The following is a 22,233-nucleotide window of genomic DNA, read 5'->3' as shown; positions in this document are numbered from 1 at the left end:
GGTGCAAAGCGCCATCGCCAGCAAGCGCCGCCGGCCCAGCGAGCCGGGCGACGTGGTCACCAGCATGCCGTGCAATATCATCGACGTTCTGGTCAAGGAAGGCCAAAAAGTCAACGCCGGGCAATCTCTGCTGGTCACAGAAGCCATGAAAATGGAAACCGAGATCACTGCACCGGTAGCCGGCATAGTCAAGGCAATTTATGTCGCAAAAGGTGACGCGGTTAACCCTAATGAAGTGTTGGTGGAAATTAATTAGGAGAAAAGACTAAAGGCGAAAGGTAAAATGGCGCGTTTGCCGTGAGGATGGCTTTTATATATTTCTAGCCGTTTACTTTGGCAAATGAATTCGCCACTACAATTATGGTGGCTGCTCGTCTTTTCAGATTTTCATCTTTCGCCTGATTACTTTGAATCCTAAACCCGTAACCGAAGAATCCATCCGCCACGCCGTCGAACTGTTACGGCAGGGCCAATTGGTCGCCTTTCCCACCGAAACCGTTTACGGACTGGGCGCGGATGCAGCCAACCCCGATGCGGTTGCCAAAATATTTGCCGCGAAAGGCCGGCCGGCCGATCATCCCTTGATCGTGCATATTGCCTGCGCCGCGCAAATTCACGATTGGGCTGAAGCCGTGCCGGAAACGGCATTACGGCTGGCCGAACACTTCTGGCCCGGCCCGTTAACGATGATATTGAACAAAAAATCGACCGTACCATCCGCCGTTACCGGCGGCCAGGATACGGTGGGCTTGCGGGTGCCGGCCAATCCGGTTGCTTTACAACTATTACAGGCCTTCGGCGGCGGGATCGCGGCGCCGTCGGCCAATCGCTTCGGCCATATCAGCCCCACGCAAGCCGAGCATGTCGCGGAAGAACTTGGCGATAGCGTGGGTTGCATCCTGGACGGCGGACCTTGTTCGGTGGGCGTGGAGTCGACCATCATCGACCTTAGCGACGGTATCCCCGCCATCCTCAGACCCGGCCGCATTACCCGTAGCCAACTGAAAGCGGTGCTGCAAACCGACGTACGCCTGTCGGCGCAAAGCAAGATCCGCGCACCCGGTATGATGGCGGTGCATTACGCACCCAATACCATGGCCTTGCTGTGCCCGGCCGACACCTTAATCACCATGACCGACGATTTGTGCGCGCAAGGCAAACACATCGGCATCCTGGCGTTTAGCGCCGAAATTGCCGAGATTCCCTGCCTGCATTTGCTGAGATTACCGGCCGATGCCGAACTTTACGAACCAGCCTTATACAGTTCGCTACGTGCCCTGGATAATCTGCAACTCGATACCATCTTGATCGAACAGCCGCCCGACAACGAAGCCTGGGCAGCCGTTAACGACCGCCTGAATAAAGCCACGGTTTAAGATGACCGACGAGGAATGGCTGCGGCATGCCATCCGTCTGGCGCAGCGCGCCGAAAGCCAAGGCGAGGTCCCGGTCGGCGCCGTGCTGGTGTACAACAACCGCTGCATCGCCGAAGGCTGGAATCAGCCCATCCAAAATAACGACCCCACCGCCCACGCCGAGATCATCGCGCTACGTAAAGCCGGCCAGATCTTAAACAATTATCGACTGATCGACACGACCCTCTATGTCACGCTGGAACCCTGCGTGATGTGCATGGGCGCCATCGCCCACGCCCGCGTCAAGCGTCTGGTATTCGGCGCCTACGATCCCAAACGCGGCGCAGTCTGCCACGCTCTGCAACTCAGCGACGCCGCCTTTTTAAATCATAGCGTGGAATGGACGGGGGGAATTCTGGAGGCGGATTGCGCGGAACTTCTCAGCGATTTTTTCAGGGCCAGACGCAATCAGTCGAAAGGTCGATAATTCATCCGGCCCGAGCAATCTGTTCTCTTTGCCTCTCTGATATCGTTTCAAACAGCTGCCTGCCGATTGCCTGGATCCGCTTGCAGTTATTGATGCGTTAAATACTCTGATAACAACCCTCTTAAATCTGTAATTACTTGACGAGCCGGCTTTTTTAATTGGTATGTACTAGCCGAAATCGCGGCGGTAAGTGTCGCAAGCTCTGCATTCGACAGCGATGTTACTTAATTTGCGCCGATTCTGAATGTTTATCCTCAGGCTCTTCGACTACGTTTTCTAAATGCCGATGAAACATAAAACGTTGTAGCGTACCGGTATACGTAACACCCGAATGGTAATCGTAAAGCTCCACTTCAGCTTCGTCCTCGGTTTGTAATTGCGCTTTTAGCTTGGCGCTTTCATGATGTTCCGCAATAGCAGCGCTTGTTAACCCCATACTCAAAACAGCAAATATGACGAGTTTTATTGTGTTGTTAACTCTTTTCATAATGATCACTCCTATCCAGTAGCAAAGGATCCAGGCGGTTTTGAGACTTTGTAAATTTACTATAGTTCCCAAATTCACGGCCTACTGACAGCAAGCGTGCCTTCCGGGCAAGCCGTCATCACATCAGTCTAACTCGCTTGAAATTTGATAGCCGCGCTACCATTTTGCCGAGGTAGCGGCGTATTGGAATCGAATGTCCAGCAATGCCGCCGTTTGCAATAGTTTTCATCCGTTCCCACGGTCCTAGATGGGAACCGACCAGCCGGAGGCCGACATGCAATATCAAAATCATCCCCATTCATCCGATGTATTCATTAAACGCGTGTTCGCCGTCGGCGCGGTGGCGGCTGTGCTGATACTGCTATGGCATTGGCAGCCGGGAACGCCGGCGACCGAATCCACCCCGGTCAGAACCATCGCGGCGCGAGGTGATTTGGCGGCGGACGAAAAGAGCACCATCGAATTGTTTGAAAAATCCCGCGACTCGGTGGTTTACATCACCACCGCCGAGCTGGTGCGCAATGTCTGGACCCGCGACGTGTTTTCGGTTCCCAAAGGCACCGGTTCGGGATTTATCTGGGACGAAGCCGGCCATGTGGTGACCAACTTCCACGTCATCGCCGGCGCCAATGAAGCCACGGTAAAACTGGCCGACGGCCGCGATTACAAGGCTGCGTTGGTCGGCGCCAGTCAAGTGCATGATATTGCGGTGCTGAAAATCGGTGTCGGCTTCAAACGGCCGCCGCCCGTGCCAGTCGGCACCAGCCGCGACTTAAAGGTCGGGCAAAAAGTATTCGCTATCGGTAACCCGTTCGGTCTGGACTGGACCTTGACCAGCGGCATCGTCTCCGCATTGGACCGCTCGCTGGGCGGCCAAGAGGGGCCGGCCGTCGAACATTTGATCCAAACCGATGCAGCCATTAATCCAGGCAACTCCGGCGGCCCGCTGCTGGATTCCGCCGGCCGGCTGATCGGTATCAATACTGCAATCTACAGCCCGAGCGGCGCCTCGGCCGGCATCGGTTTCGCGGTGCCGGTGGACACGGTGATGCGGGTCGTGCCGGAATTGATTAAACAAGGCAAATACATCCGTCCGGCCCTGGGCATCGAAATAGACCAGCAGATGAACGAGCAGTTGGCGGCCTTGACCGGCACGGCCGGCGTAGCGGTATTGCGGGTGCAGCCCGGTTCGGGGGCGGATAAAGCCGGTTTACAGGGTGTATCGATAACAGCGAACGGCGTGATACCGGGCGACATCATCGTCGCCATCAACGGCAAGGACACCGACTCGCTGTCAAAACTGTTCGCCCGCCTGGACGACCAGAAGGTCGGCGATATCGTGAAAGTCCGGGTGATCAACCAGGGCAAAGCGCGGGAAGTCGACGTGACCTTACAGCCGGGAAATTGATTTAGTCAGCCGCGTGGCGCCGATCTCGCCATTTCGGGATCGGCTGGTATGCTCGGAAACTACATTCCTCAAGCAGACCAAGCCATGCCGACCGCCAAATCACCCAGGCTGAACCCGAACAAATTGTTGCTGAGCAAATGGACCGCCGTTGCCCCGCAACACAAGGAAAAACACTTCATTGTCAGCAAGCTGTTGCTACCGGAAGACCCGAATGCACCGCTGGAGCTGATCGAGTTGGAGGCGGTGTTTAGCAAGCGGACGCAAATCATGCCGTGGCGGGATTTGCGCGATACCGAGACCTGGCGCCAGGGCTGGCATTAAGCGATGAGCTACCACCTGGTCTGGTTCAAGCGCGATCTGCGCGTGCACGACCATGCGCCGCTGTTACACGCCAGCCGCAACGGCCCGGTGCTGTGCGTGTTTATCATCGAACCCAGCCTGTGGGCAGCAGCCGATGCGGCCACGCAACACTACCTATTTTTACGCGAAAGCCTGTTTGATTTGGATGCCGTTTTGCGCAAACGCGGCGGCGGTTTACGCATCGAAGTGGGCGAGGCAGTGGACGTGCTGGAGCGGCTTTGGCAAGAATCCGCATTCCCAGCCTTGTATTCGCATCAGGAAACCGGTAACTGGCTGAGCTTTCAGCGCGATTTAGCGGTGCAACGCTGGTGCCGGGCGCGCAACTTAAAATGGCATGAATTTGCGCAGTTCGGCGTGGTGCGGCGCTTGAAAAATCGCGACTTGTGGAAAGTGCATTGGGAAGCGTTGATGGCCGAACCGTGCCTAGATCCACCCTCTTGTGATTGGATAGCGGCATCTGAACCGCTGATCTTGCCCGAGCCGCAATCTCTGGGGTTAATCCAACCCGATCCACCGCTGCGCCAAAAGGGTGGTCGCCGCCAAGGCATCGATACATTACGTGATTTTTTATTCGACCGTAGCGGTTCTTATCGCGGCGGCATCTCCTCGCCCTTATCCGCACCGACAGCCTGCTCTCGGCTGTCTGCGTATCTGGCCTTCGGCTGTTTGAGTCTGCGCGAGGTGGTGCAAGCCACCCGCCGCCAGCTCTATGCTTTACCTCGCGGCGATGCCCGTCGTGCCGGCTTGACGGCCTTCGTTAGCCGCTTGTATTGGCATTGCCATTTCATGCAAAAGCTGGAAAGCGAGCCGGAACTGGAATTTGCCAATCAGCATCGCGGCTATGACGGCTTGCGCGAAGCGGACTGGACCCCAGCGCATTTTCAGGCATTGACGGCCGGCCGCACGGGATGGCCGCTGGTCGACGCCTGCGTGGCCATGCTGAATCAAACCGGCTGGCTGAATTTCCGGATGCGGGCGATGCTGGTTTCGGTAGCCAGTTATCCGCTGTGGTTGCATTGGCAGCCGGTCGGCACGTGGCTGGCGCAGCAATTTCTGGATTATGAGCCGGGTATCCACTGGAGCCAGATGCAAATGCAGGCCGGCACCACCGGCATTAACACCACGCGGGTGTATAACCCGATCAAACAGGCCCGCGACCACGATCCTCAAGGCCATTTTGTAAGGCATTGGCTGCCGGCCTTGCGCCGGGTGCCGCCGGAATGGCTATTCGAGCCGTGGCGCATGCCGTTAAAACTGCAACAGCAATGCGGCGTGGTCGTCGATGTCGATATTGCCGCACCGCTGGTCGATCTTGAATGGGCCACCCGCCAAGCCAAGGCCCGTCTTTACCAGGTGCGTGGCCGCGCCGAGGTAAAAGCCGCCAAGGCCGCCATCGTTGAAAAACACGGCTCGCGTAAACTGCCCACTCGGCGCCGTAAAACTAAAGTCGAGGCCGGCGACTGGGTACAAACCCAGCTGGAGTTTTGATGCATCAAAAAGCCTTCTTACCCGCCAAACCCTGCGCCGTCTGCGGCCGCCCTTTCGTTTGGCGGAAAAAATGGGCCAAAGATTGGGATGCCGTGAAATATTGCTCGGAGCGTTGCCGCCGGCAGCGGGGCACGCTGGCGACAGCATGACCATCCTGCGTCTGATTCTGGGCGATCAGTTAAATCCACTCCACAGCTGGTTTGCGCAAACCGATAGCAAGGTGGTCTACACGCTGATGGAAATCCGCCAGGAAACCGATTATGTGCTGCACCATACGCAAAAAATCATCGGTATTTTCGCGGCAATGCGCGATTTTGCCGAGAGTTTGACGGCTCGGGGGCATCGTGTGCATTACCTGAAAATCGACGACAGCGATAATCGGCAATCGCTGACTACCAATCTGGATGGCTTGATCGCTGTATATGAGGCCCAGCATTTTGAGTACCAGTTCCCCGACGAATGGCGACTGGACCAGCAATTACGGGCCTATTGCCAAAACTTGGCTATCAGCAGCCAAGCTTGCGACAGCGAACATTTCTATAGCCAACGCGACGAAGCGGCGCAGCTATTCGGCGCGAAGGCACATTGGCTGATGGAAATGTTCTATCGGCGCATGCGCGTCAAACACAACGTATTACTGGAAGAGAACCAACGCCCGGTCGGCGGGCAATGGAATTTCGACCACGACAACCGCAAGACTTGGCCCGGCGTGCCGGCGGTGCCGGTTGACACTAGACCTCGCCACAATCATACCGCGCTATGGCAGGACATCGTCGCGGCCGGCGTCAACAGTTTTGGCACCGCGGACGCCGATGATTTCCGCTGGCCGCTGAATCGTGCAGAAGCCTTGCAGCAACTCGAAGCCTTCATCGCCGAAGGCCTGCCGCAGTTCGGCGATTTTCAGGATGCGATGAGCCGGCGCAGTTGGCGGCTGTTTCATTCACTATTGTCGTTTGCCCTGAATACCAAAATGCTCAATCCCCGCGAAGTGGTCGAACGGGCCGAACATGCATATCTCGAAGGCCACGCACCCCTGCCGGCCGCCGAAGGCTTCATTCGCCAGATTCTCGGTTGGCGCGAATACGTGCGCGGTGTTTACTGGGCAAAGATGCCGGCTTACGCCGCGCACAATTACTTCGACCATGACCGGCTTTTGCCATCCTGGTTCTGGACCGGCGAAACCCGGATGAATTGTCTGGCGGCGGCCATCGGCCAATCACTGCAATATGCCTATGCCCATCACATCCAACGACTGATGGTGATCGGTAATTTCGCACTATTGGCGGGCTTGGCCCCGGATGCGGTGCATCGCTGGTATCTGGGAGTGTATATCGACGCGTTCGAGTGGGTGGAATTACCCAACACGCTGGGTATGAGTCAGTTCGCCGACGGCGGCTTGCTGGCAACCAAGCCGTATGTGTCCAGCGCCGCTTACATCGACCGCATGAGCGATTATTGCAAAGGCTGCTTCTACGACAAAAAAGCCCGTACCGGTGACCGTGCCTGCCCGTTTAATGCTTTGTATTGGCATTTTTTTATGCGCCATCGCGACAAGCTGAGCCGCAACCCACGCCTGGGCATGGTGTACCGCAATCTGGATCGCTTTGCAGCTACCGAACGCGAGGCGATGACATTGCGCGCCGAAGAATTGCTGGTAGATTGGGAGAAAAACGGTATTTAAAGAGCGGAGTAATTTGGCTTGCGAAAAAACGGGCTGACCAACAACTCATAAGTGCTCTTCGTTTGGCCCACTTGGCAATCTGCCTAAAATTATTATTGACCTGGTTCAAAAATCAGCTAAGTTTTTGTTGTCAACAAATTTGATCTGTTTTTGGTGAAAATCTTATTGACATAACTCAATCCGTTCTGCGGATTCTCGGTTGGAAAATGACCGCTACATTCGTTGCCATCATAGGAGAGTATCATGCTGCACAGATGCAAATTACTGACAATTCCGACTGCCATTGCTGCATTGATGGGCATGAGCGGCTGTGTTGTCAATCCTGCAAATTCACAGGGGAGTTCTTATAACCACAACGGCCACAACGCCGCCCAAGAACTCAAAACCATATTGGTCTATGACTTAAAGAATAAAAACGTTTACCAGGCGGAAAGTGAATTACGTGATCGCGGATACAGTGAGTACGGACGGGAAGGTTCACATAGCTGGTGGTTTAACGAACAAAAAAAAGAGTGCTATGAATTCGAGGAAGAGAATAACAAGGTCCATAAAATCCATCTGAAAAGCACTAAAGATTGTGAAAACGCACCGGGCAATCATTACAGCCGGCACCATGATCACGGCGATACCTACAACAACAATTACGACAACAACCAACGCTACAATAACGGTAATAACAGTCACTTCGGGCAAACGCCAAGCTCCTTGTCCGATATGGTCGGCGCGCGGGCCGGGCAGGCTGAAGGTGAGTTATCCAGGCGCGGCTACCAATTCGCGCGCGCATCCACATCCGGCTATGGCCAAACCGACTTCTGGCGAGAAAACCACAGTGGGTCTTGCGTCTCCATCGTCACCAACGATGGCCGCTACCAGTCGATAGTTTATACGGCGGCGGATGCCTGCAACTAAATAAAAAAATTATAAGCTCACCTAACGCAATGTCTGCTGTAACTGGCGTTGACGGTTAATTGCCAAATCCACACTACGCTGACTGCATTCGTTAGCGGGCTACATGGTCACAACCGGGGAATCTGCTCATGCAAACTGCGGTTACGTTTCGGTTATTTTTGGTTAACGCCTGTCTGCTTCTTTTGTTGGCGGCTCATGACGTCTGCGCAATAGACATCCGCCGTGAACGCGTAACTTTTGGCGAGGGCAATAACGGTACTGTGATCGAAAACAGTGTCCGGGGCTCGGAAACCGTCGATTACATCCTTAACGCCAAGGCGGGGCAGCACATGATTGTGGGTTTAGAGACCAACAACGCCGGCAACCATTTCAACGTTACGGCGCCGGGAGCCAATTCCGCGATGTACCTCGGTTCGGTCGCGGGAAATACGTTCGAAGCCAAGCTGCCTGCCGATGGCGACTACAGCATTCGAGTATATTTGACCGGCAACGCGGCGCAGCGCAATGAAGTGGCCTCTTACAAACTGTCTTTGAATATTTTTGGCCCTGGATCAAGCGTTGTCGCGCCCGCCAAGGATTTTGCCGACGGCTTCGGCGGCGGGCCGGATTTCTGGGCGGTTACCGGCCTTAAGCCAGGCGACTCGTTAAATCTGCGCGAACATCACACGGCACAAAGTAAAGTCCTTAGCCGGTTATCGAACGATTTGGTACTGCGCAATCAGGGTTGCACGCTGGCGGGCGGAGCGCGCTGGTGCAAGGTGGAGACCACCGACGGCAACCAGCTCAGCGGCTGGGTCGCCGGGCGTTTCCTCCGAGAAACCGGCGCCCCTGGGCACGATGCCACGCTGTCATCGGATCAGGTCATCGGTAACGGCCAGCCTTTTCATGCCACCGGAGACGTTCCCTGCGCGTGGGAAAGCGGGCAGCCTACCCGAAACTGTCCGTTCGGGGTTATTCGCCAAGGTACCGGCCATGCCGTGGTATGGATCAAAAGGCATGGGCACGGCGAACGACGCATAGAGTTTGCGTCCGGCCAACCCGTTTCATCCGATGCCAATGCAGCATTGACTTTCGAACGTTCCGGCGATCTATTTTTGATTAGGATCGGTGGCGAAGAACGCTACGAAATTCCCGAAGCCTTGTTATCCGGAGGTTAAAACCTGCCACTTTGCCTGCTTTACCCACTATTTAGATTTCAACTCCAGCTATCGACTTAGGACCAAACCCAATTTAGGAATCGATCATGGCAAAACGTAAGCATACTGAAGCACAAATTAGCGCTAGTCTTTGGACTTTGCCTACTTTACTGATGACGGGCTGTTTAGCCGTGACTGGCTGCAATCAGACCACCAAACCGGAACCGACCGCCGAGCAATCACCGCAAACCACGGCCCAGCCGACCGCCCAGACCAAGAATTGGGGAATCGATACCCAAAATATTGCCAAGGACATTCAGCCAGGCGACGACTTTTACCGCTATGTCAATAAAGGCTGGCTGGATACGGCCAAAATTCCGCAAGGGCTATCCGGCGTAGAAGCTTTTACCGAACTCCGGTTAAGCACCGAGAAACAGATTGCCGCCATCATCCAAGAGGCGGTAAACAAAAATGCCCAGCCGGGTTCCAGCCAGCAGAAAATTGCCGACCTATACACCAGTTATCTCGATATCGCGGGACGCAATCAACGCGGAATTAGCAGTTTGAAAGCTGATCTGGATAACATTTTGTCGACCAACTCTCGCAGCGAATTGGCGGGCAAAATGGCTAAGCCGGCCTACGGTTCTTTGTTCGCGACGAGCCCTACTATCGACTCAGGTAATCCGCAAAAATATATCCTAGAGATCTTACAATCTGGCCTGGGTTTACCCAACCGCGATTATTATCTGAGAACCGGCGAACCGTTTGCCGGCCACCGCAAGGCCTACTTAAGTTATATAGAAGGCGCACTGCAACGCGCCGAGCTACCCAATGCCAAGCAGCGCGCCAAGGCTATCTTCGACTTTGAAATGAAGCTGGCGAAACATCACTGGTCTAGCGAGCAAAAGCGCGATCCAATCAAGCGCTATCACGTGATGAGTAAAGAGCAACTGATCGCCTATGCACCGGGCTTTGACTGGGCGGATTTTCTGGCGGGCGCCGGCTTTGGCGATGTAAATACCGTACAAGCAACCACCGATAGCGCGGTTAAAGGTATGGCGGCGGTCTATGCCAAAACGCCGGTTGGCACCTTGCGAGACTATGTGGCCTTTCATTATCTGAATAACCACGCCGGCATCTTGTCAGATGCTTGGGTCGATGCCGGTTTTGATCTGTTTTCCCGCCGCTTGCAGGGCATACCTCAGCCGCGACCGCTGGAAGAGCGGGCGGTAGAATTCGTCAACACCGTCTTGGGCGAACAAATCGGCAAGCTCTATGTAGCGCGCCACTTCCCTCCCGAATCCAAAGCCAAAACCCTGGAAATGGTTAGCTTTATCGTGGACGCCATGAAAGAGCATCTGCAGAAACTGGACTGGATGGATGAGATTACCCGCAAAGCGGCTTTGGAGAAGTTGGCGAGCTTTACCGTCCAGATCGGCTATCCCGAGCAATGGCACGACTACAGTACAGTGAAAATGACCAAAGATGATTTGGTGGGGAACATTCATGCAGTCTCCAAATGGAAGCGCGATGACGCCATTGCCCAACTCAGGGAACCGGTACGCCGCTGGGAGTGGGGGCACGACCCGCAGGAAATCAATGCCTTTTATTCGCCGGACCTGAATGAAATCGTGTTCCTGGCTGCCATTCTGCAACCGCCGTTTTTTAACCCTGAGGCCGATCCGGCGGTCAATTTCGGTGCCATCGGCGCAGTCATCGGTCACGAGATCAGTCACGGTTTCGATGACCAGGGCAGTCAATATGACGGTAGCGGCAGACTGCGCAACTGGTGGCAGAAAGCCTCACGGCAGAACTTCGAAGCCAAAACCAAACGCCTGGTGACCCAATACAACGCTTACGAACCCATCCAAGGCCTACATCTGAATGGTCAGTTGACCCTGGGCGAGAATATTGGCGACATGGGCGGCGTTTCCCTGGCCTACACGGCTTATCAAAAATATGCCGCCGCCCGTTATCCCAATGGTGAAGCGCCAGTATTGGATGGCTTTACCGGCAATCAGCGCTTTTTCCTGGGTTTCGCCCAGGTATGGCGAAACAAGGCCACCGACGACCTGGCGCGTATGTTGGCGATGATCGACGTGCACAGCCCCGGCCAATTCAGAACCAATGGCATTTTGCGCAATTTCGATCCTTGGTATGAGGCGTTTGGGGTGAGCAAAGAGCATGCATTGTATTTACCCAAAGAGGACAGGATCAGTATTTGGTAAGCCTACTCAATCTCAGCTTGGCTGCGGGAAGTTGCCGTCCATGGCACTGGATGCCCGCATCCCAGAGGACATGACGAATTTTTTGATTTACCTGAAGCCTCTTAATAATCAGGAGAATTTATGAACAAAGCTGTTATTACTGCCTTTATCTCCTGCCATGTAAGCTGCGGCAAGGTAATTTCATTAACTGATATTCGCAACTGAGCGGCAATTATTCGTATGTTTCGCACTTTATTTTGCCTTGTTTCCAGCTTTCTAATCACCTCAACGGCACTTGCTACGCCTTTTTGGGGCAACAGAAATTCTAGGTCCGTCGATACAGTGCCGGTGATGCTCAATCCCGGCGAATTTATTTGGAAGGGGGACGCGGCGTCGGCGGGGCCTATCGTGGTCTTGGTAAGCCTTGTCGAGCAAAAAGCCTACATATATCGCAACGGCATCGAGATTGGCCGTTCGACATTGGCGATTAAAACGTCCGCTCGGCAAGTCGGTACCCATGCATTCATTATGCAGGAGGGTAAAGGCACGAGATTTAGTCTACTTTTACAAAAAGCACCGGCACATCGTTGGTTGGCTGTTGGTATTCCCGGACACTTCAGTGAAGACAAACAACTCTTAAATTCGGCGCGTGCGGACAGTATTTTATTGCCCCCTCGCTTCGCCAACGCGCTTTATGACATTCTGACTCCCGGCACCACTCTGTTGATAACGGACGCACCGGTGCTTGAACAACAAACCACAGGACTCTCACTCAACATCATAAATGCCGATCAACCGGAATCGGGCCAATTGTAGTAACGCTATTACCGCTCTTGAGTAATTATAAAAACAAAGACTTAACCATCATCGATGAGGTCAACACATGAGAACAATATCAGCATTAACACCACTAGCCTGTACCTTACTAGTCATCACCCTGCCCGGCACTGCCGCCGCCAGTGAAGATGGCCTTATATTCGACGGCATCAACCGTTCGTCGTCATTCAAGAACTGGAATTTACGCGTGGGCGGTTGGGTTGATACCGGCGTGACTTACAACGCCAACGATCCGGAAGACAAATCCAACGGCCCCACGTCCTACGCCGATAGGGATTCCGAGCTGCAAATGAATCAATTGTATTTATTTGCCGAAAAGGCTGTCGATCGTAAAAAACATGCCTGGGATTTTGGCGGGCGCGTGGATTTCATGTTCGGTACCGATGCCTATAAGACCCAAGCTTACAATCACTGGGACTCAAGGCTGATCGATAGCGAAAACGAGCGTTTCTATGACATCGCCTTTCCGCAAGCTTACGCGGAAATCCTGGCGCCGATAGGCAATGGCCTGAGCATAAAAGCCGGTCACTTCTACACCATCGTCGGCAAAGAAGGCGTAATGGCGCCGAGTAACTTTTTCTACTCCAGAAATTACAGCTTTACCTGGGCAGGTCCGTTTACCCATAGCGGCGTACTGTTGAATTACCCTATCAACCAGAATTTCAGCATCGATTCCGGCGCCGTAATGGGTTGGGACAATATCACTCGCGATTCCGGGGCCTGGAATTATTTAGGCGGTGTCAGCTGGAAAAATGATTTAAGCACTACCTCGTCCAGTTTGCACATTGTGACCGGCCCTTACGATGACTCTAAATCGAGCAACCGCACCCGATACACGTTTTTGTTTAACCACGACTTTGCCCCGTTCCTGCATTACACCTTCCAGCAAGATTACGCCTTTCAAGACAACATGGCTCAACTGGGTGGCGGCACGGCGGATTGGTACGGTGTGAACAATTATTTGCTGTTTGATATAGACGACAAATTGGCGGCCGGCCTGCGCGCGGAATGGTTTCGCGATGCCGATGGCGTACGGGTGACGCAAAACACTCGCGGCGGTCCGTTGAATGGCGCCTCCAGTTATTATGCCCTGACCGGTGGCGTGAATTGGAAGCCGATGCAATGGGTCAATGTGCGTCCTGAAGTGCGTTACGACTGGGCTGACGGCGCCAGAGCCTTCGATAGCGGCAATCAGGGGGATCAATTTACCTTTTCAGCGGATGTCATTTTGCATTTTTGACAGCTGCGCATTGGCCGGTTGGCGCGACAGAAACCTGTCCAGTGTTCAGCAAGACGCTTGTCTTTAAAATCTTTAAAGTAATCTAACGTGAAACAACGGAGTATGCCGAAATGAAAAAAACAATAAGCACCTTATTCACCAGCGCCCTGTTAGTGGTCAGTTTAGTTGGCGCAGCGGGAGCGGCGACCAAACAAGTTCAGTTCGCAAAAGGCAAATCAGGTACCACTATCAGCGGCACGGTCAAAGGCGGTGAAGACATTGACCATGTGTTGCGAGCAAGTGCCGGACAAACCCTGAATGTTGATTTTAAAGCCGGCAAAGGTGCGGCATTTTTCAATGTAGTGCCGCCCGGCAGCACCTCTGAAGCCCTTTTTGTGGGGATGAATGAAGGCAACCATTATTCCGGCACGCTGCCCAAAGATGGCGATTACATTATTCGTGTGTATCTGAAGGGTGGCGCGAAAGACACTGGCAAGCCGGTGAAATACACGCTCAAAGTGGGTATTCCCGCCTCAGGTAAGACGGGTGGTGCGGCCGGTAAAGTGAGCGAAACCGGCGTAGCGGAAAAAGCCTGTCTGGATGCGGTTGCCAAACAAGTGGGCAAGGACAAAAGCCTTCTGAAGGTTAGCGACGTATTCTCATCGGAAGCAGGTATGGCGATTATGGTGCAAGTCCCCGACGCCACTGCGCCATGGAAATGCTTTTCTGATAAGAAAGGCAAGGTATCCGGGGTTGAATTCACCGGTTCGGAAGGCGCGTTGTAATCGCATCTGTTGCCGGGCATTTTGACGTTGTGCGACAGATCCCAATGCCGTTTAGTGAAGGATTAACCATTCGTCCCGAGCCTATCGAAGGCTGAATGGTTCTGCCGCCAGAAACTGCGGATAGATCATCCTCAACCTTGCCCGGCAACGCAGCGGCGTAACTGGTCGCGCGCGGCCAGTCCGTGTTGCCATTCAAGATGAATCACGGATTTGCCGTCGATAGCAATATCAAAAGATTGTTGGTCGGTCATATTATCCAATAGTGCCTGTATCGTCGGCACCGCCAGCACAATAGCGCCGACCTTGCCGTTTGGCGAGGCATAGTTGAAGGCGGTTACCGTTTGCGGCTGGCCGTCCGCTTGATCCAGCGTAACCTTGATGGTGCCGACCGCTTGAGGGCTGGGAATATACGGCCCCCAAAAAGTCATCAGCGCGCCTTTATAGTCGCCATCGGGGCCGGACAAGACCAGCGCGCCTTTCAGGTTGGTATACAGCGCGCTGCAACCTTCACCCGGACGTGGCGGTTGCCCGTTTTGCTGATATTGCCACATGCCATTGCCCATGGCTTTAAGTTCCGGGTCTTTGTTGAGCGCGGCGTGCAAGCGGTCATAGCCCATGGACATTGCTTCCAGCACCGAACTCATCGCACCGATACGCGTTTGCAAAGGATCGGCGCGTGGTGCCGGAGCTTCGGCATCTTCGGCGGATTCGTAGACATTGTTAATATTCTCTTCACAGACCGGCATCGCGGCGACGCCATGCGAACCGCCCGTGATGCCCAGCTGCACTTCGCCAGGCCCTGGTCCGTTGGGACAGATATAAGATGCTTGTGCGCCGGCCGGCCACCCGACCATAAGCATCCAAACCAAAGGCCAACCGGCAACAAGGTTCCGGGCAGCCAGCTTGCGAACTTGAGTTTTTAGGGTCATGAATACTCCGTAAGTTATGAGAAATATCGTCTCTCCCGCTCTCGTGGGAATCGGCGACCGGAAATTTCAGGGCCAAACTACTAGGCGACACCGCTCCCCGGTAACGGGCCTTGACGCAGTTCGGCCATCGCCTGAAACACGTAAGCCAACAACGGCTGATCGATAAACGTACCAAAGAACAGGTAGGGTTCGGCTTGATTCGCAGCACGAATTTTGGCATGCGTTTCCGGATTATCGCCGGCGTAGGCACGGAACAATTCCAGCCAAGTCCGCGCCAGCTGCTGCATCCGCGAATCGTTCGGCGGCGTGCCGTCTTCCCTGTGTTGGCGTATCGCGGCGATCAACGGCGGCCACTCGTCGGCGCGCTGGCCGTAGTGCTCGCGCATGAAGCTGAATTCATCCGGTGCCAGGTATTTTTCGTAGATCGTCAATTTGGTTTCGATGAATGCTTGCCGGATGTAAGCAACGAGTTCCGGCGTCACGCCGGTTTTAGCTTGTACCGTCGGTTCGCCGTACATCATCGCGTTGAGTTTCACCAGCAGCCGTGGATCGCCTTGGGTGTCGCGCTCTAACATGCCTATCCACTGCGTTGCCAACGCCTGGGCCTCGTCGCTGTCCGGCTCGATCCCGGCCCGCATTGCTTCATGCACCGCTTGAACCAGAGCCGCCCATTCGCCGGCGGTGGAGTTCTCATCTATATCCAGTAGCGGCAAGCGCTTCAGGTCGTTGGCAGAAAAATATTTGTCGTACATGGTCATCATCTCCAAAGTAGTTAGCCAATCGGCAAGCTCCGGCTCTTCTCCACGCATCAATTGCAGTTGCAGCCCGGACAAGCGGTCGCGCAATGCTTGGCTTTGCGCGATTTGTTGATCCAGGGCTTCAATCTGCCGTTCGACGATAGTCGCGAGATTCAGTCCGGGGTTTGCCAAAATGTTTCCGATATCGGCCAGCGACAAACCAAACCGTCGTAAGGCTTGAATTTGATGCAATCTGGAAATGTCGGCCCGGTTATACAGCCGGTAGCCGCTATCGGAACGCGCGGAAGGCTTAAGCAAACCGATGCTGTCGTAGTGATGCAAAGTACGGACCGTCAGCCCGCAACGTTTGGCAAGATCGCCCACTTTAAGCAACATGGCTTGGTTCCTTCGTTATGCGTGCCGCCAGCATAGAGCGTGACGTTGCGTCAGGGTCAAGGGCCGGTGTAGCATCCATCAGGAATAGTCAGAGGCAACCGCAGGCAACAACCTGCTAAGCAAGGCGTATAGGGCCACTGGGTCCAAAGGCTTATGCAAAACCAAGTACCCCTCCTGCTCGGCTTGCGCCAGGGCCGGCGAGTCGAATTCGCCGCTGATCATCGCCCCTGCGGCCTCCGGACAACGTTCCAGCAAGGCTTGCAACAACTCGAAACCGCTTTCGCCGGAGCGCAGGCGCTGGTCGCAAAAGATCGCCTGCGGCTCAAAGCCGCCATCAAGCAAGCCCAGCGCTTCATTAGCCGATGCCGCGCAAGCCGTCTCCACACCCCAGGCACTCAACAAAGCTTGCCAGGCGTTGCGCACTTGCGGTTCGTCGTCGATCACCAGGCAACGGCCACCCAACGTTTCGCCATGTTCGGCCAATAAGGTCTGCTCGCGCACTGCCGGCCGCTGCTCGGTGAGTGGCGCCGCGGCCGGCAATCGCAACCAGAAACGTGAGCCACGGCCTTCCCGGGAACTTAAACCCTGACTTGCCGCCATCAAATCCGCGCAACGCGCCACCACCGCCAAGCCCAAACCGTGACCGGCATTGTCGATACGCCAGGCATGTTCCGGCCGAAAGAATGGCGAATAGATGCGTTGCTGATCGTCTTCCGCAATGCCGACGCCGGTGTCCCACACCTCGAATTGCCAGTCGGTACCCCGACGTCGGACCGCCATCAACACGCCGCCGCTTTGCGTATAGCGCAAGGCATTTTGCATCAGGTTGATCATGGACTGGCGCAGCAACATGGCGTCGGCGGTGACTAACGCGCGGCCGCCGCTCAACCGCACTCTGAGATCGATTTGCCGAGAGCGGGCTTCTTCCCTAAACAGCGTGGCGACACCGCTCATCAACGGGTCCAGCGCCACGGTTTGCAGATTCACCGGCTGGGCGCCCAACTCGATTCTGGACAAATCCAGCAGCGAATTGAACATCTGCGTAATCGATTGCACGCTTTGTTGCAGATCTTGCAAAGCCGGCTGCAACGCCGGCTCCTGATTGCGCCGGGAAATGGATTCGATCAAAAAGCCCATGGCATGCACCGGCTGGCGCAAATCGTGGCTGGCGGTGGTGAGGAACTGGTTCTTGGCGCGTAAGGCCGCTTCGGCTTCATCCTTGGCAAGCCGATAATTTTCGGCCAACTTGGCGCTATCTTCTTCCAACTTTATCTGCTGCAAAAAAAAGCCGTGGGAAACCAAGGCTTGCCGGTCTAAAGTGAAAAGCATCACCCCCGACAGTGGCAGCACCAGTAGCCAATGATCCGGAAATGCCCAAGGTGCGATCGCCATGCAAGGCAACCAAGCCGCATTCGCGAAACGCCGATAGATACCCAAAACCGGCGACAGTTGCGAGGCATTGGCCGCTACGATGGCGGTGATGATGACGGCTTGCAGCAAGGTAAATTCAAAAGGCACTCTGCCCGCGGTAATCACGCCGGTGGCTGCCAGTCCCAGCCCATGTAAAACGGCAACTCGGGAAACAAGTGGCAGCCACTTGCCGAGAGCTTGTTCACTTGAGCATTGCTCACGGTCTTGGCGGTATTGGACATGCTGCAAGCGCACCGCCACTCCAGCCAAAAGATAAGACAAGGTCCAAAGCCACATACCATGAGGGTTCAATCCCAGGCTGTACTGCCAATAGCCGAAAGCCATTCCGGAAATCGGAACGGTGCTAATACCAGTAACCAAACGACCATAGCTCATATCCAACAGCCGAGTCTGACCATCGGCGCCAACATCCGCGAAAGCAATCTTGGGTTTTGTAGCCTTCACTCCAGCCTCCTGCCACGCAACCGGGTAATAACTTCTATTCGGTTTCGCGCACCCAGCCGCTCCAGAATACCGCTCACATGCTCCTTGACGGTTTGCTCGGATAAGGACAGGTTCAGGGCAATGCGCTTATTGGGTAAACCCTTTAACATCATTGCCAACACTTGGCCCTGGCGGGCGGTTAGCCCCAGTTCAGCAGCGGTGACCGGCAGTTCCTTATTCGGAAACTCGCGCCCGGCGAACTTTACGCCACCATGAAACCAACTATCGCCCTGCAAAAGCGCGGCAACGGCCCGGCCGAAAACCTCCGGCGATTCTTGTTTATGCAAAAAGCCGTCTGCCCCGGCTAGCCTTACCTTGTCCAGCACCGCCGCGTCGTCGTCGGCGCTGATGGCCAAGAGGCGTATGGTCGGGTAGCGCTGTTTCAATTCCGCCAGCAAGCCCAGTGACGCGCCGTCGGGCAACCAGAAATCCACCACGGCCAGCGACGGCGGGTTGACAGGATCAAGGGCGTCCCAGAATTCGGCGACGTCAGACACCGGCCGCGCCGCGGCAAATCCGCAATGGGAAAGCAAAAATTCCGCAATGCCGCTGGCCGACAACGGATGGTCGTCTATCACCAGCGCGCTAGTCCTGTTTATCACGCAAATAATCCCCGCTATGCTCGATAGCCGGCATCAGGCCGGCTTTACGGCTGTTGGTTTAGAACCCAATCAGACGCCCCAAAAACATGCAAAATAATTACATGTTAACAAACCTCCCCGGATTTCCAACACCCTACTCCGGTAGGGTTCCCTGTCTGCATCCGCCTTCCGATAATGCTGCCCAGCTTTAAAGCCGTTAGCCAGATTGCCGAGTATTTGGATCATTGGTTAATTCTACTTTGTCAGATTAGAAGGAAGTCTGTCATACCCGCCGGGAAGTGGGTATCCATGCCGGAATGACGACCTTCGGCAATGTGATGCCCGAAATCTGACAAAGTAGAATTAACCCGGCCCTTAAAGGCCCCGTTGCCGTCATTCCCGCGAAAGCGGGAGCGACGATAATTAAGGGCCGGGTTAATAAATAACTACTTTTGGAATAAAGTGTTTTGACCTTACTCTGTTTATAAAACAATCAATTAGAGCAGCGAATGACGAATATCCGGCAAATTACGATTTTTTACAAAGCATTTGATGCCATATCCATCACGTTCAGCAAATCAACAAAAAGGAAAAGTCGCTATGAAAACTAAGGTTCTATCGTTATCGGCTCTAGTTGTTTTAACAATGAGTGGGTGTGCCGGCACGACACCAATCAAGAATTTGGCATTACCACCGGTAAGCACAATCGAAGGAGCCGTCACCCAGCTCGATGCCAACGGTTTTACTCTATTAGACGATTCCGGCTCAATCTTTGTCAGAGCAAAGTTGCCAGACAATAAAAAATTAAACCTTTCTCTGGATGAAAAAGTGAAAGTGTATGGCAACCTGCAAAGTGGTCAGGAAAAAATATTTGATGGCTATGTTATCCGGAAAGCAACGGGGGAGCAGATTATTGCCAGTAATCCAACGCCTCACTTCGGTTTTATTATTCAGAGTTCCTTTAAATAATACCCAAGCCCGGCCGATCAAAATCCCTGCGATTTAGTGGATACGAGGTGCGGTGGATTCGTCCAACGAAAAGCTAAGGGGCGCAGCGCTTCACCTTGCGCCCCATGCTTGGTATTACGTCAGCATTTGCCGGCGGCTTTTAAGAGCGCATTGCAGCTTGCATTGTTGGTTTTTCCAATGTCGCTTGACCCCTTGGTAAAATCCGTGCACATGGCATCCGCGCCGCTGGCCATGCCCCATGTCGCGAATTTACCAAATCCTGACGGCTCCAAGATTTCGCATTTAAAAGTGGCGCCATCGTTAGTTTTAACCGTGTACTGCATGCCGTTATAACCAGCGGGCGCTTCCACAGCTTGTGCGTTGGTGATTTTAAAATTACCGGTCTCACGGCCGATAGCCATCGATATTTTGCTCTCTGCTTTGTCGCTTCCTTGAGCTGTAGTTTTATTAGCCGTTGTTGCGCAACCGGACAACGTCAACAAGAGCGTTACCGTCAGAAGTTTTTGTACCATTTTGATTCTCCACCGCTCCGAGACAAGGAAACGCAGGGCATAGGAGCGTGAAGATATGCCTAACGCATAGCTAATTGGCGGCACATTAGCGCCGTCCAAGGACCGAAGGGAGCGAATGTTATTGCTTGTCTTTCCGAAGGGCCGCCATGATTGCCGCATTTTTTCGCTCCTAAACACAGCGGCCGTTCGGTTATAGTCTTCTTACATCGTTGCCTTACTTGAGCGCTTGGCCAGACAGACAAAAGCAATAGCTAATCGTCAGTCCTGCGCGGGCAAGAGCCCAATTGCGGCAGTGGATTCGCTGCGTGGTCTAACGGCTCCCCGCTTCCGCGGCAATGACGACTACGGAGAAGTGGCTGCCAAGACCGTCTAGCGTCAGAACTAAGCACGCATGCGACACGAAACAAAACCCAGCAACACCGAACCAAACAACCAGATTGCGCCGGGTATTGGCACAGAAGTGACCGGATTTAATAGAAAGGCGCGCTGAACACCATTTGCGGCAATACCCACACCCACAATTTGCCCACTATTATTGACGTCGTAAGCTGTCATCAGCGTCCAGCCGAGACTTGCTGAAATCAGCGTATTCAGGTCGGTCATGACACCGTTGATGGTTACAAACGCTCGTTTCGCCCCGCCGGAATTATCGCCAAAATACCCAACTGCTTGACCGGTATTATTGATGCCAAATGCCTCGCTACTGTAGCCGGCCAGACCAATATCAATCATCTGATCGTCAACTGAGGTAATGAACGCGTGCTTTTCGTTGTTGGTTACATGGGATGTGCCGGCTACCTGGCCCGCGTCATTTATGGCATAGCCTGTACTGGTACCCCAGGCGAACGCGCCTAGATCCACCATTTGGCCGTTACGCGTGACAAAAGCGTGAGCACCATAAGATGTCTGACTTGCACCGGTTACCTGACCACTACTGTTGATCGCATTGCCCGCACTCCAGCTACCGCCGTTCAACGTACCCAAATCAGTCAAACTTCCATTGCCGGCAATAATGGCACGCTGATTTCCTTGGGTATTCCAGGCGCTGCCGACTATCTGCCCGGCGTCATTGATGCCACTGGCCACACTGGAAAAAGGACTGCCGCTGAAACCGCCGATTGTCTGGGTAACACCATTGCTGTGCACTATGCCGCGCCCCGCGGAATTGCCAACCACCACACCGCTTGAATTAAGCCCGGTAAGGCTGGAATATCTGGGCACAGACAGCATGCTTGCATTGTTATTTTTATAAACAAAGCTTTCACCACCCCCGGTAAAACCCAAAACATCCCCGGAATCATTAACAGAAACGGCTCCCGAGTTTATTGAGGTGTTCTCCGGCATTAGATCCACCAAGGTATACATAACACTGGCATGAGCCGGCAATACCGGCAGTATTAAGCCTAGTGCAAGGGATTTCAGATTGATTTTCATGGCAAATTCCTGTTTAAAATTGTCGGACCAATAGTGGACTTCGAAATACATGTTAACAAACCTGCCTAGCGTCCCAACACCCTACTCTGGTAGGGTTCCCTGCCTATTTGTAGGGGGCTAATAAAAACTGCGCGGCGGTTGTGTTGCGCGAGCGGTGACTCAAGATGCCCTGAGGGACAGAACCGTTCGGGCTCTGGGCGCGGGGAAAAACCAATTTACGATAGAAACCAGGTGGCCTAGGGATGACCGCTAATTCCGGGAAGCGTGTCCCGCACTTAAGACAGTTGTATTTCTAAGCCGCCTGTGCGGCGGCGGACAGTTCGGTGGTGCGATTGACCCGCGTCTTGCCTTTCTAAGCCGCCTGTGCGGCGGCGGACTGTTTCATAATCGCAGCAATTCAAA

Annotated in this window: 22 protein-coding genes; 15 read left to right on the top strand and 7 right to left on the bottom strand. The window is 54.1% G+C overall.

All coding sequences use genetic code 11. The features are described 5' to 3' along the window. The 3 genes from NP589_RS19250 to tadA form a co-directional block, all read left to right on the top strand. A partial coding sequence (locus NP589_RS19250) for a biotin/lipoyl-containing protein (RefSeq protein ID WP_305891061.1) occupies positions 1–256 on the top strand: 256 nt, incomplete at its 5' end. A gap of 151 nt (positions 257–407) precedes the next feature. Next, entirely contained in the window at positions 408–1,376 is a 969-nt protein-coding gene (locus NP589_RS19245; RefSeq protein ID WP_256608420.1) for an L-threonylcarbamoyladenylate synthase, read from the top strand. A gap of 1 nt (position 1,377) precedes the next feature. After that, positions 1,378–1,842: a tRNA adenosine(34) deaminase TadA gene (gene tadA, locus NP589_RS19240; protein ID WP_256608419.1), complete on the top strand. Its 465-nt coding sequence runs from the start codon at positions 1,378–1,380 to the stop codon at positions 1,840–1,842. Positions 1,843–2,062: 220 nt separating this feature from the next. Here the strand turns inward: tadA and NP589_RS19235 are convergent, their stop codons facing one another. Further along, positions 2,063–2,329, bottom strand: a complete 267-nt coding sequence (locus tag NP589_RS19235) for a hypothetical protein (protein ID WP_256608418.1) — start codon at positions 2,327–2,329, stop codon at positions 2,063–2,065. A 274-nt stretch (positions 2,330–2,603) separates the two neighbouring features. On the opposite strand from NP589_RS19235, the gene NP589_RS19230 reads away from it, so the two are divergent. The 11 genes from NP589_RS19230 to NP589_RS19185 all read left to right on the top strand — a co-directional run bounded on the left by NP589_RS19230 (position 2,604) and on the right by NP589_RS19185 (position 14,359). Then, entirely contained in the window at positions 2,604–3,737 is a 1,134-nt protein-coding gene (locus NP589_RS19230; protein WP_256608417.1) for a S1C family serine protease, read from the top strand. Positions 3,738–3,785: 48 nt separating this feature from the next. Next, positions 3,786–4,058 (top strand): TIGR02450 family Trp-rich protein, encoded by a 273-nt coding sequence (locus NP589_RS19225; protein ID WP_256608416.1) that lies wholly within the window; start codon positions 3,786–3,788, stop codon positions 4,056–4,058. 3 nt (positions 4,059–4,061) lie between these two features. Then, the gene (locus tag NP589_RS19220) at positions 4,062–5,585 is read left to right on the top strand and encodes an FAD-binding domain-containing protein (RefSeq protein ID WP_256608415.1); all 1,524 of its coding nucleotides are present in this window, start codon (positions 4,062–4,064) and stop codon (positions 5,583–5,585) included. Further along, on the top strand, positions 5,585–5,734 hold the full coding sequence (locus tag NP589_RS21805) for a DUF2256 domain-containing protein (RefSeq protein ID WP_371929694.1): 150 nt from the start codon (positions 5,585–5,587) through the stop codon (positions 5,732–5,734). The genes NP589_RS19220 and NP589_RS21805 overlap by 1 nt, the downstream gene beginning before the upstream one ends. Continuing rightward, positions 5,668–7,266, top strand: coding sequence for a cryptochrome/photolyase family protein (locus NP589_RS19215; RefSeq protein WP_371929695.1), 1,599 nt, complete (start codon positions 5,668–5,670; stop codon positions 7,264–7,266). Before NP589_RS21805 ends, NP589_RS19215 begins: the two co-directional genes overlap by 67 nt. 243 nt (positions 7,267–7,509) lie before the next feature. Continuing rightward, entirely contained in the window at positions 7,510–8,175 is a 666-nt protein-coding gene (locus NP589_RS19210) for a hypothetical protein (RefSeq protein ID WP_256608413.1), read from the top strand. A 128-nt stretch (positions 8,176–8,303) separates the two neighbouring features. Continuing rightward, the gene (locus NP589_RS19205; protein WP_256608412.1) at positions 8,304–9,332 is read left to right on the top strand and encodes an SH3 domain-containing protein; all 1,029 of its coding nucleotides are present in this window, start codon (positions 8,304–8,306) and stop codon (positions 9,330–9,332) included. An 86-nt stretch (positions 9,333–9,418) separates the two neighbouring features. Next, positions 9,419–11,539, top strand: coding sequence for a M13 family metallopeptidase (locus NP589_RS19200; protein ID WP_256608411.1), 2,121 nt, complete (start codon positions 9,419–9,421; stop codon positions 11,537–11,539). Between the two features lie 219 nt (positions 11,540–11,758). Next, positions 11,759–12,334, top strand: a complete 576-nt coding sequence (locus tag NP589_RS19195; protein WP_256608410.1) for a hypothetical protein — start codon at positions 11,759–11,761, stop codon at positions 12,332–12,334. A gap of 67 nt (positions 12,335–12,401) precedes the next feature. After that, the gene (locus NP589_RS19190) at positions 12,402–13,595 is read left to right on the top strand and encodes a porin (RefSeq protein WP_256608409.1); all 1,194 of its coding nucleotides are present in this window, start codon (positions 12,402–12,404) and stop codon (positions 13,593–13,595) included. A 110-nt stretch (positions 13,596–13,705) separates the two neighbouring features. Continuing rightward, positions 13,706–14,359, top strand: a complete 654-nt coding sequence (locus tag NP589_RS19185; RefSeq protein WP_256608408.1) for a hypothetical protein — start codon at positions 13,706–13,708, stop codon at positions 14,357–14,359. Positions 14,360–14,490: 131 nt separating this feature from the next. On the opposite strand, the gene NP589_RS19180 is transcribed toward NP589_RS19185, so the two are convergent. The 4 genes from NP589_RS19180 to NP589_RS19165 form a co-directional block, all read right to left on the bottom strand. Next, positions 14,491–15,288, bottom strand: a complete 798-nt coding sequence (locus NP589_RS19180) for a hypothetical protein (RefSeq protein WP_256608407.1) — start codon at positions 15,286–15,288, stop codon at positions 14,491–14,493. 80 nt (positions 15,289–15,368) lie between these two features. Beyond that, the gene (locus NP589_RS19175; protein WP_256608406.1) at positions 15,369–16,421 is read right to left on the bottom strand and encodes a MerR family transcriptional regulator; all 1,053 of its coding nucleotides are present in this window, start codon (positions 16,419–16,421) and stop codon (positions 15,369–15,371) included. A 78-nt stretch (positions 16,422–16,499) separates the two neighbouring features. Continuing rightward, a complete protein-coding gene (locus NP589_RS19170; protein WP_256608405.1) occupies positions 16,500–18,296 on the bottom strand; it encodes an ATP-binding response regulator in 1,797 nt (598 codons plus the stop codon). Beyond that, positions 18,293–18,937, bottom strand: coding sequence for a LuxR C-terminal-related transcriptional regulator (locus NP589_RS19165; RefSeq protein ID WP_256608404.1), 645 nt, complete (start codon positions 18,935–18,937; stop codon positions 18,293–18,295). Before NP589_RS19165 ends, NP589_RS19170 begins: the two co-directional genes overlap by 4 nt. A 579-nt stretch (positions 18,938–19,516) precedes the next feature. On the opposite strand from NP589_RS19165, the gene NP589_RS19160 reads away from it, so the two are divergent. Continuing rightward, positions 19,517–19,885: a hypothetical protein gene (locus NP589_RS19160; RefSeq protein WP_256608403.1), complete on the top strand. Its 369-nt coding sequence runs from the start codon at positions 19,517–19,519 to the stop codon at positions 19,883–19,885. Positions 19,886–20,004: 119 nt separating this feature from the next. Here the strand turns inward: NP589_RS19160 and NP589_RS19155 are convergent, their stop codons facing one another. Together NP589_RS19155 and NP589_RS19150 are read right to left on the bottom strand one after the other, a co-directional pair. Next, positions 20,005–20,397: a hypothetical protein gene (locus tag NP589_RS19155; protein WP_256608402.1), complete on the bottom strand. Its 393-nt coding sequence runs from the start codon at positions 20,395–20,397 to the stop codon at positions 20,005–20,007. A gap of 381 nt (positions 20,398–20,778) precedes the next feature. Next, a complete protein-coding gene (locus tag NP589_RS19150; RefSeq protein WP_256608401.1) occupies positions 20,779–21,831 on the bottom strand; it encodes a hypothetical protein in 1,053 nt (350 codons plus the stop codon). Between the last annotated feature and the right edge of the window lie 402 nt (positions 21,832–22,233).

This window comes from Methylomonas rosea, assembly GCF_024505055.1.
In the GTDB taxonomy this organism is placed as follows: Bacteria; Pseudomonadota; Gammaproteobacteria; order Methylococcales; family Methylomonadaceae; genus Methylomonas; species Methylomonas rosea.
This window is presented reverse-complemented; position numbering and strand designations above follow the sequence as displayed.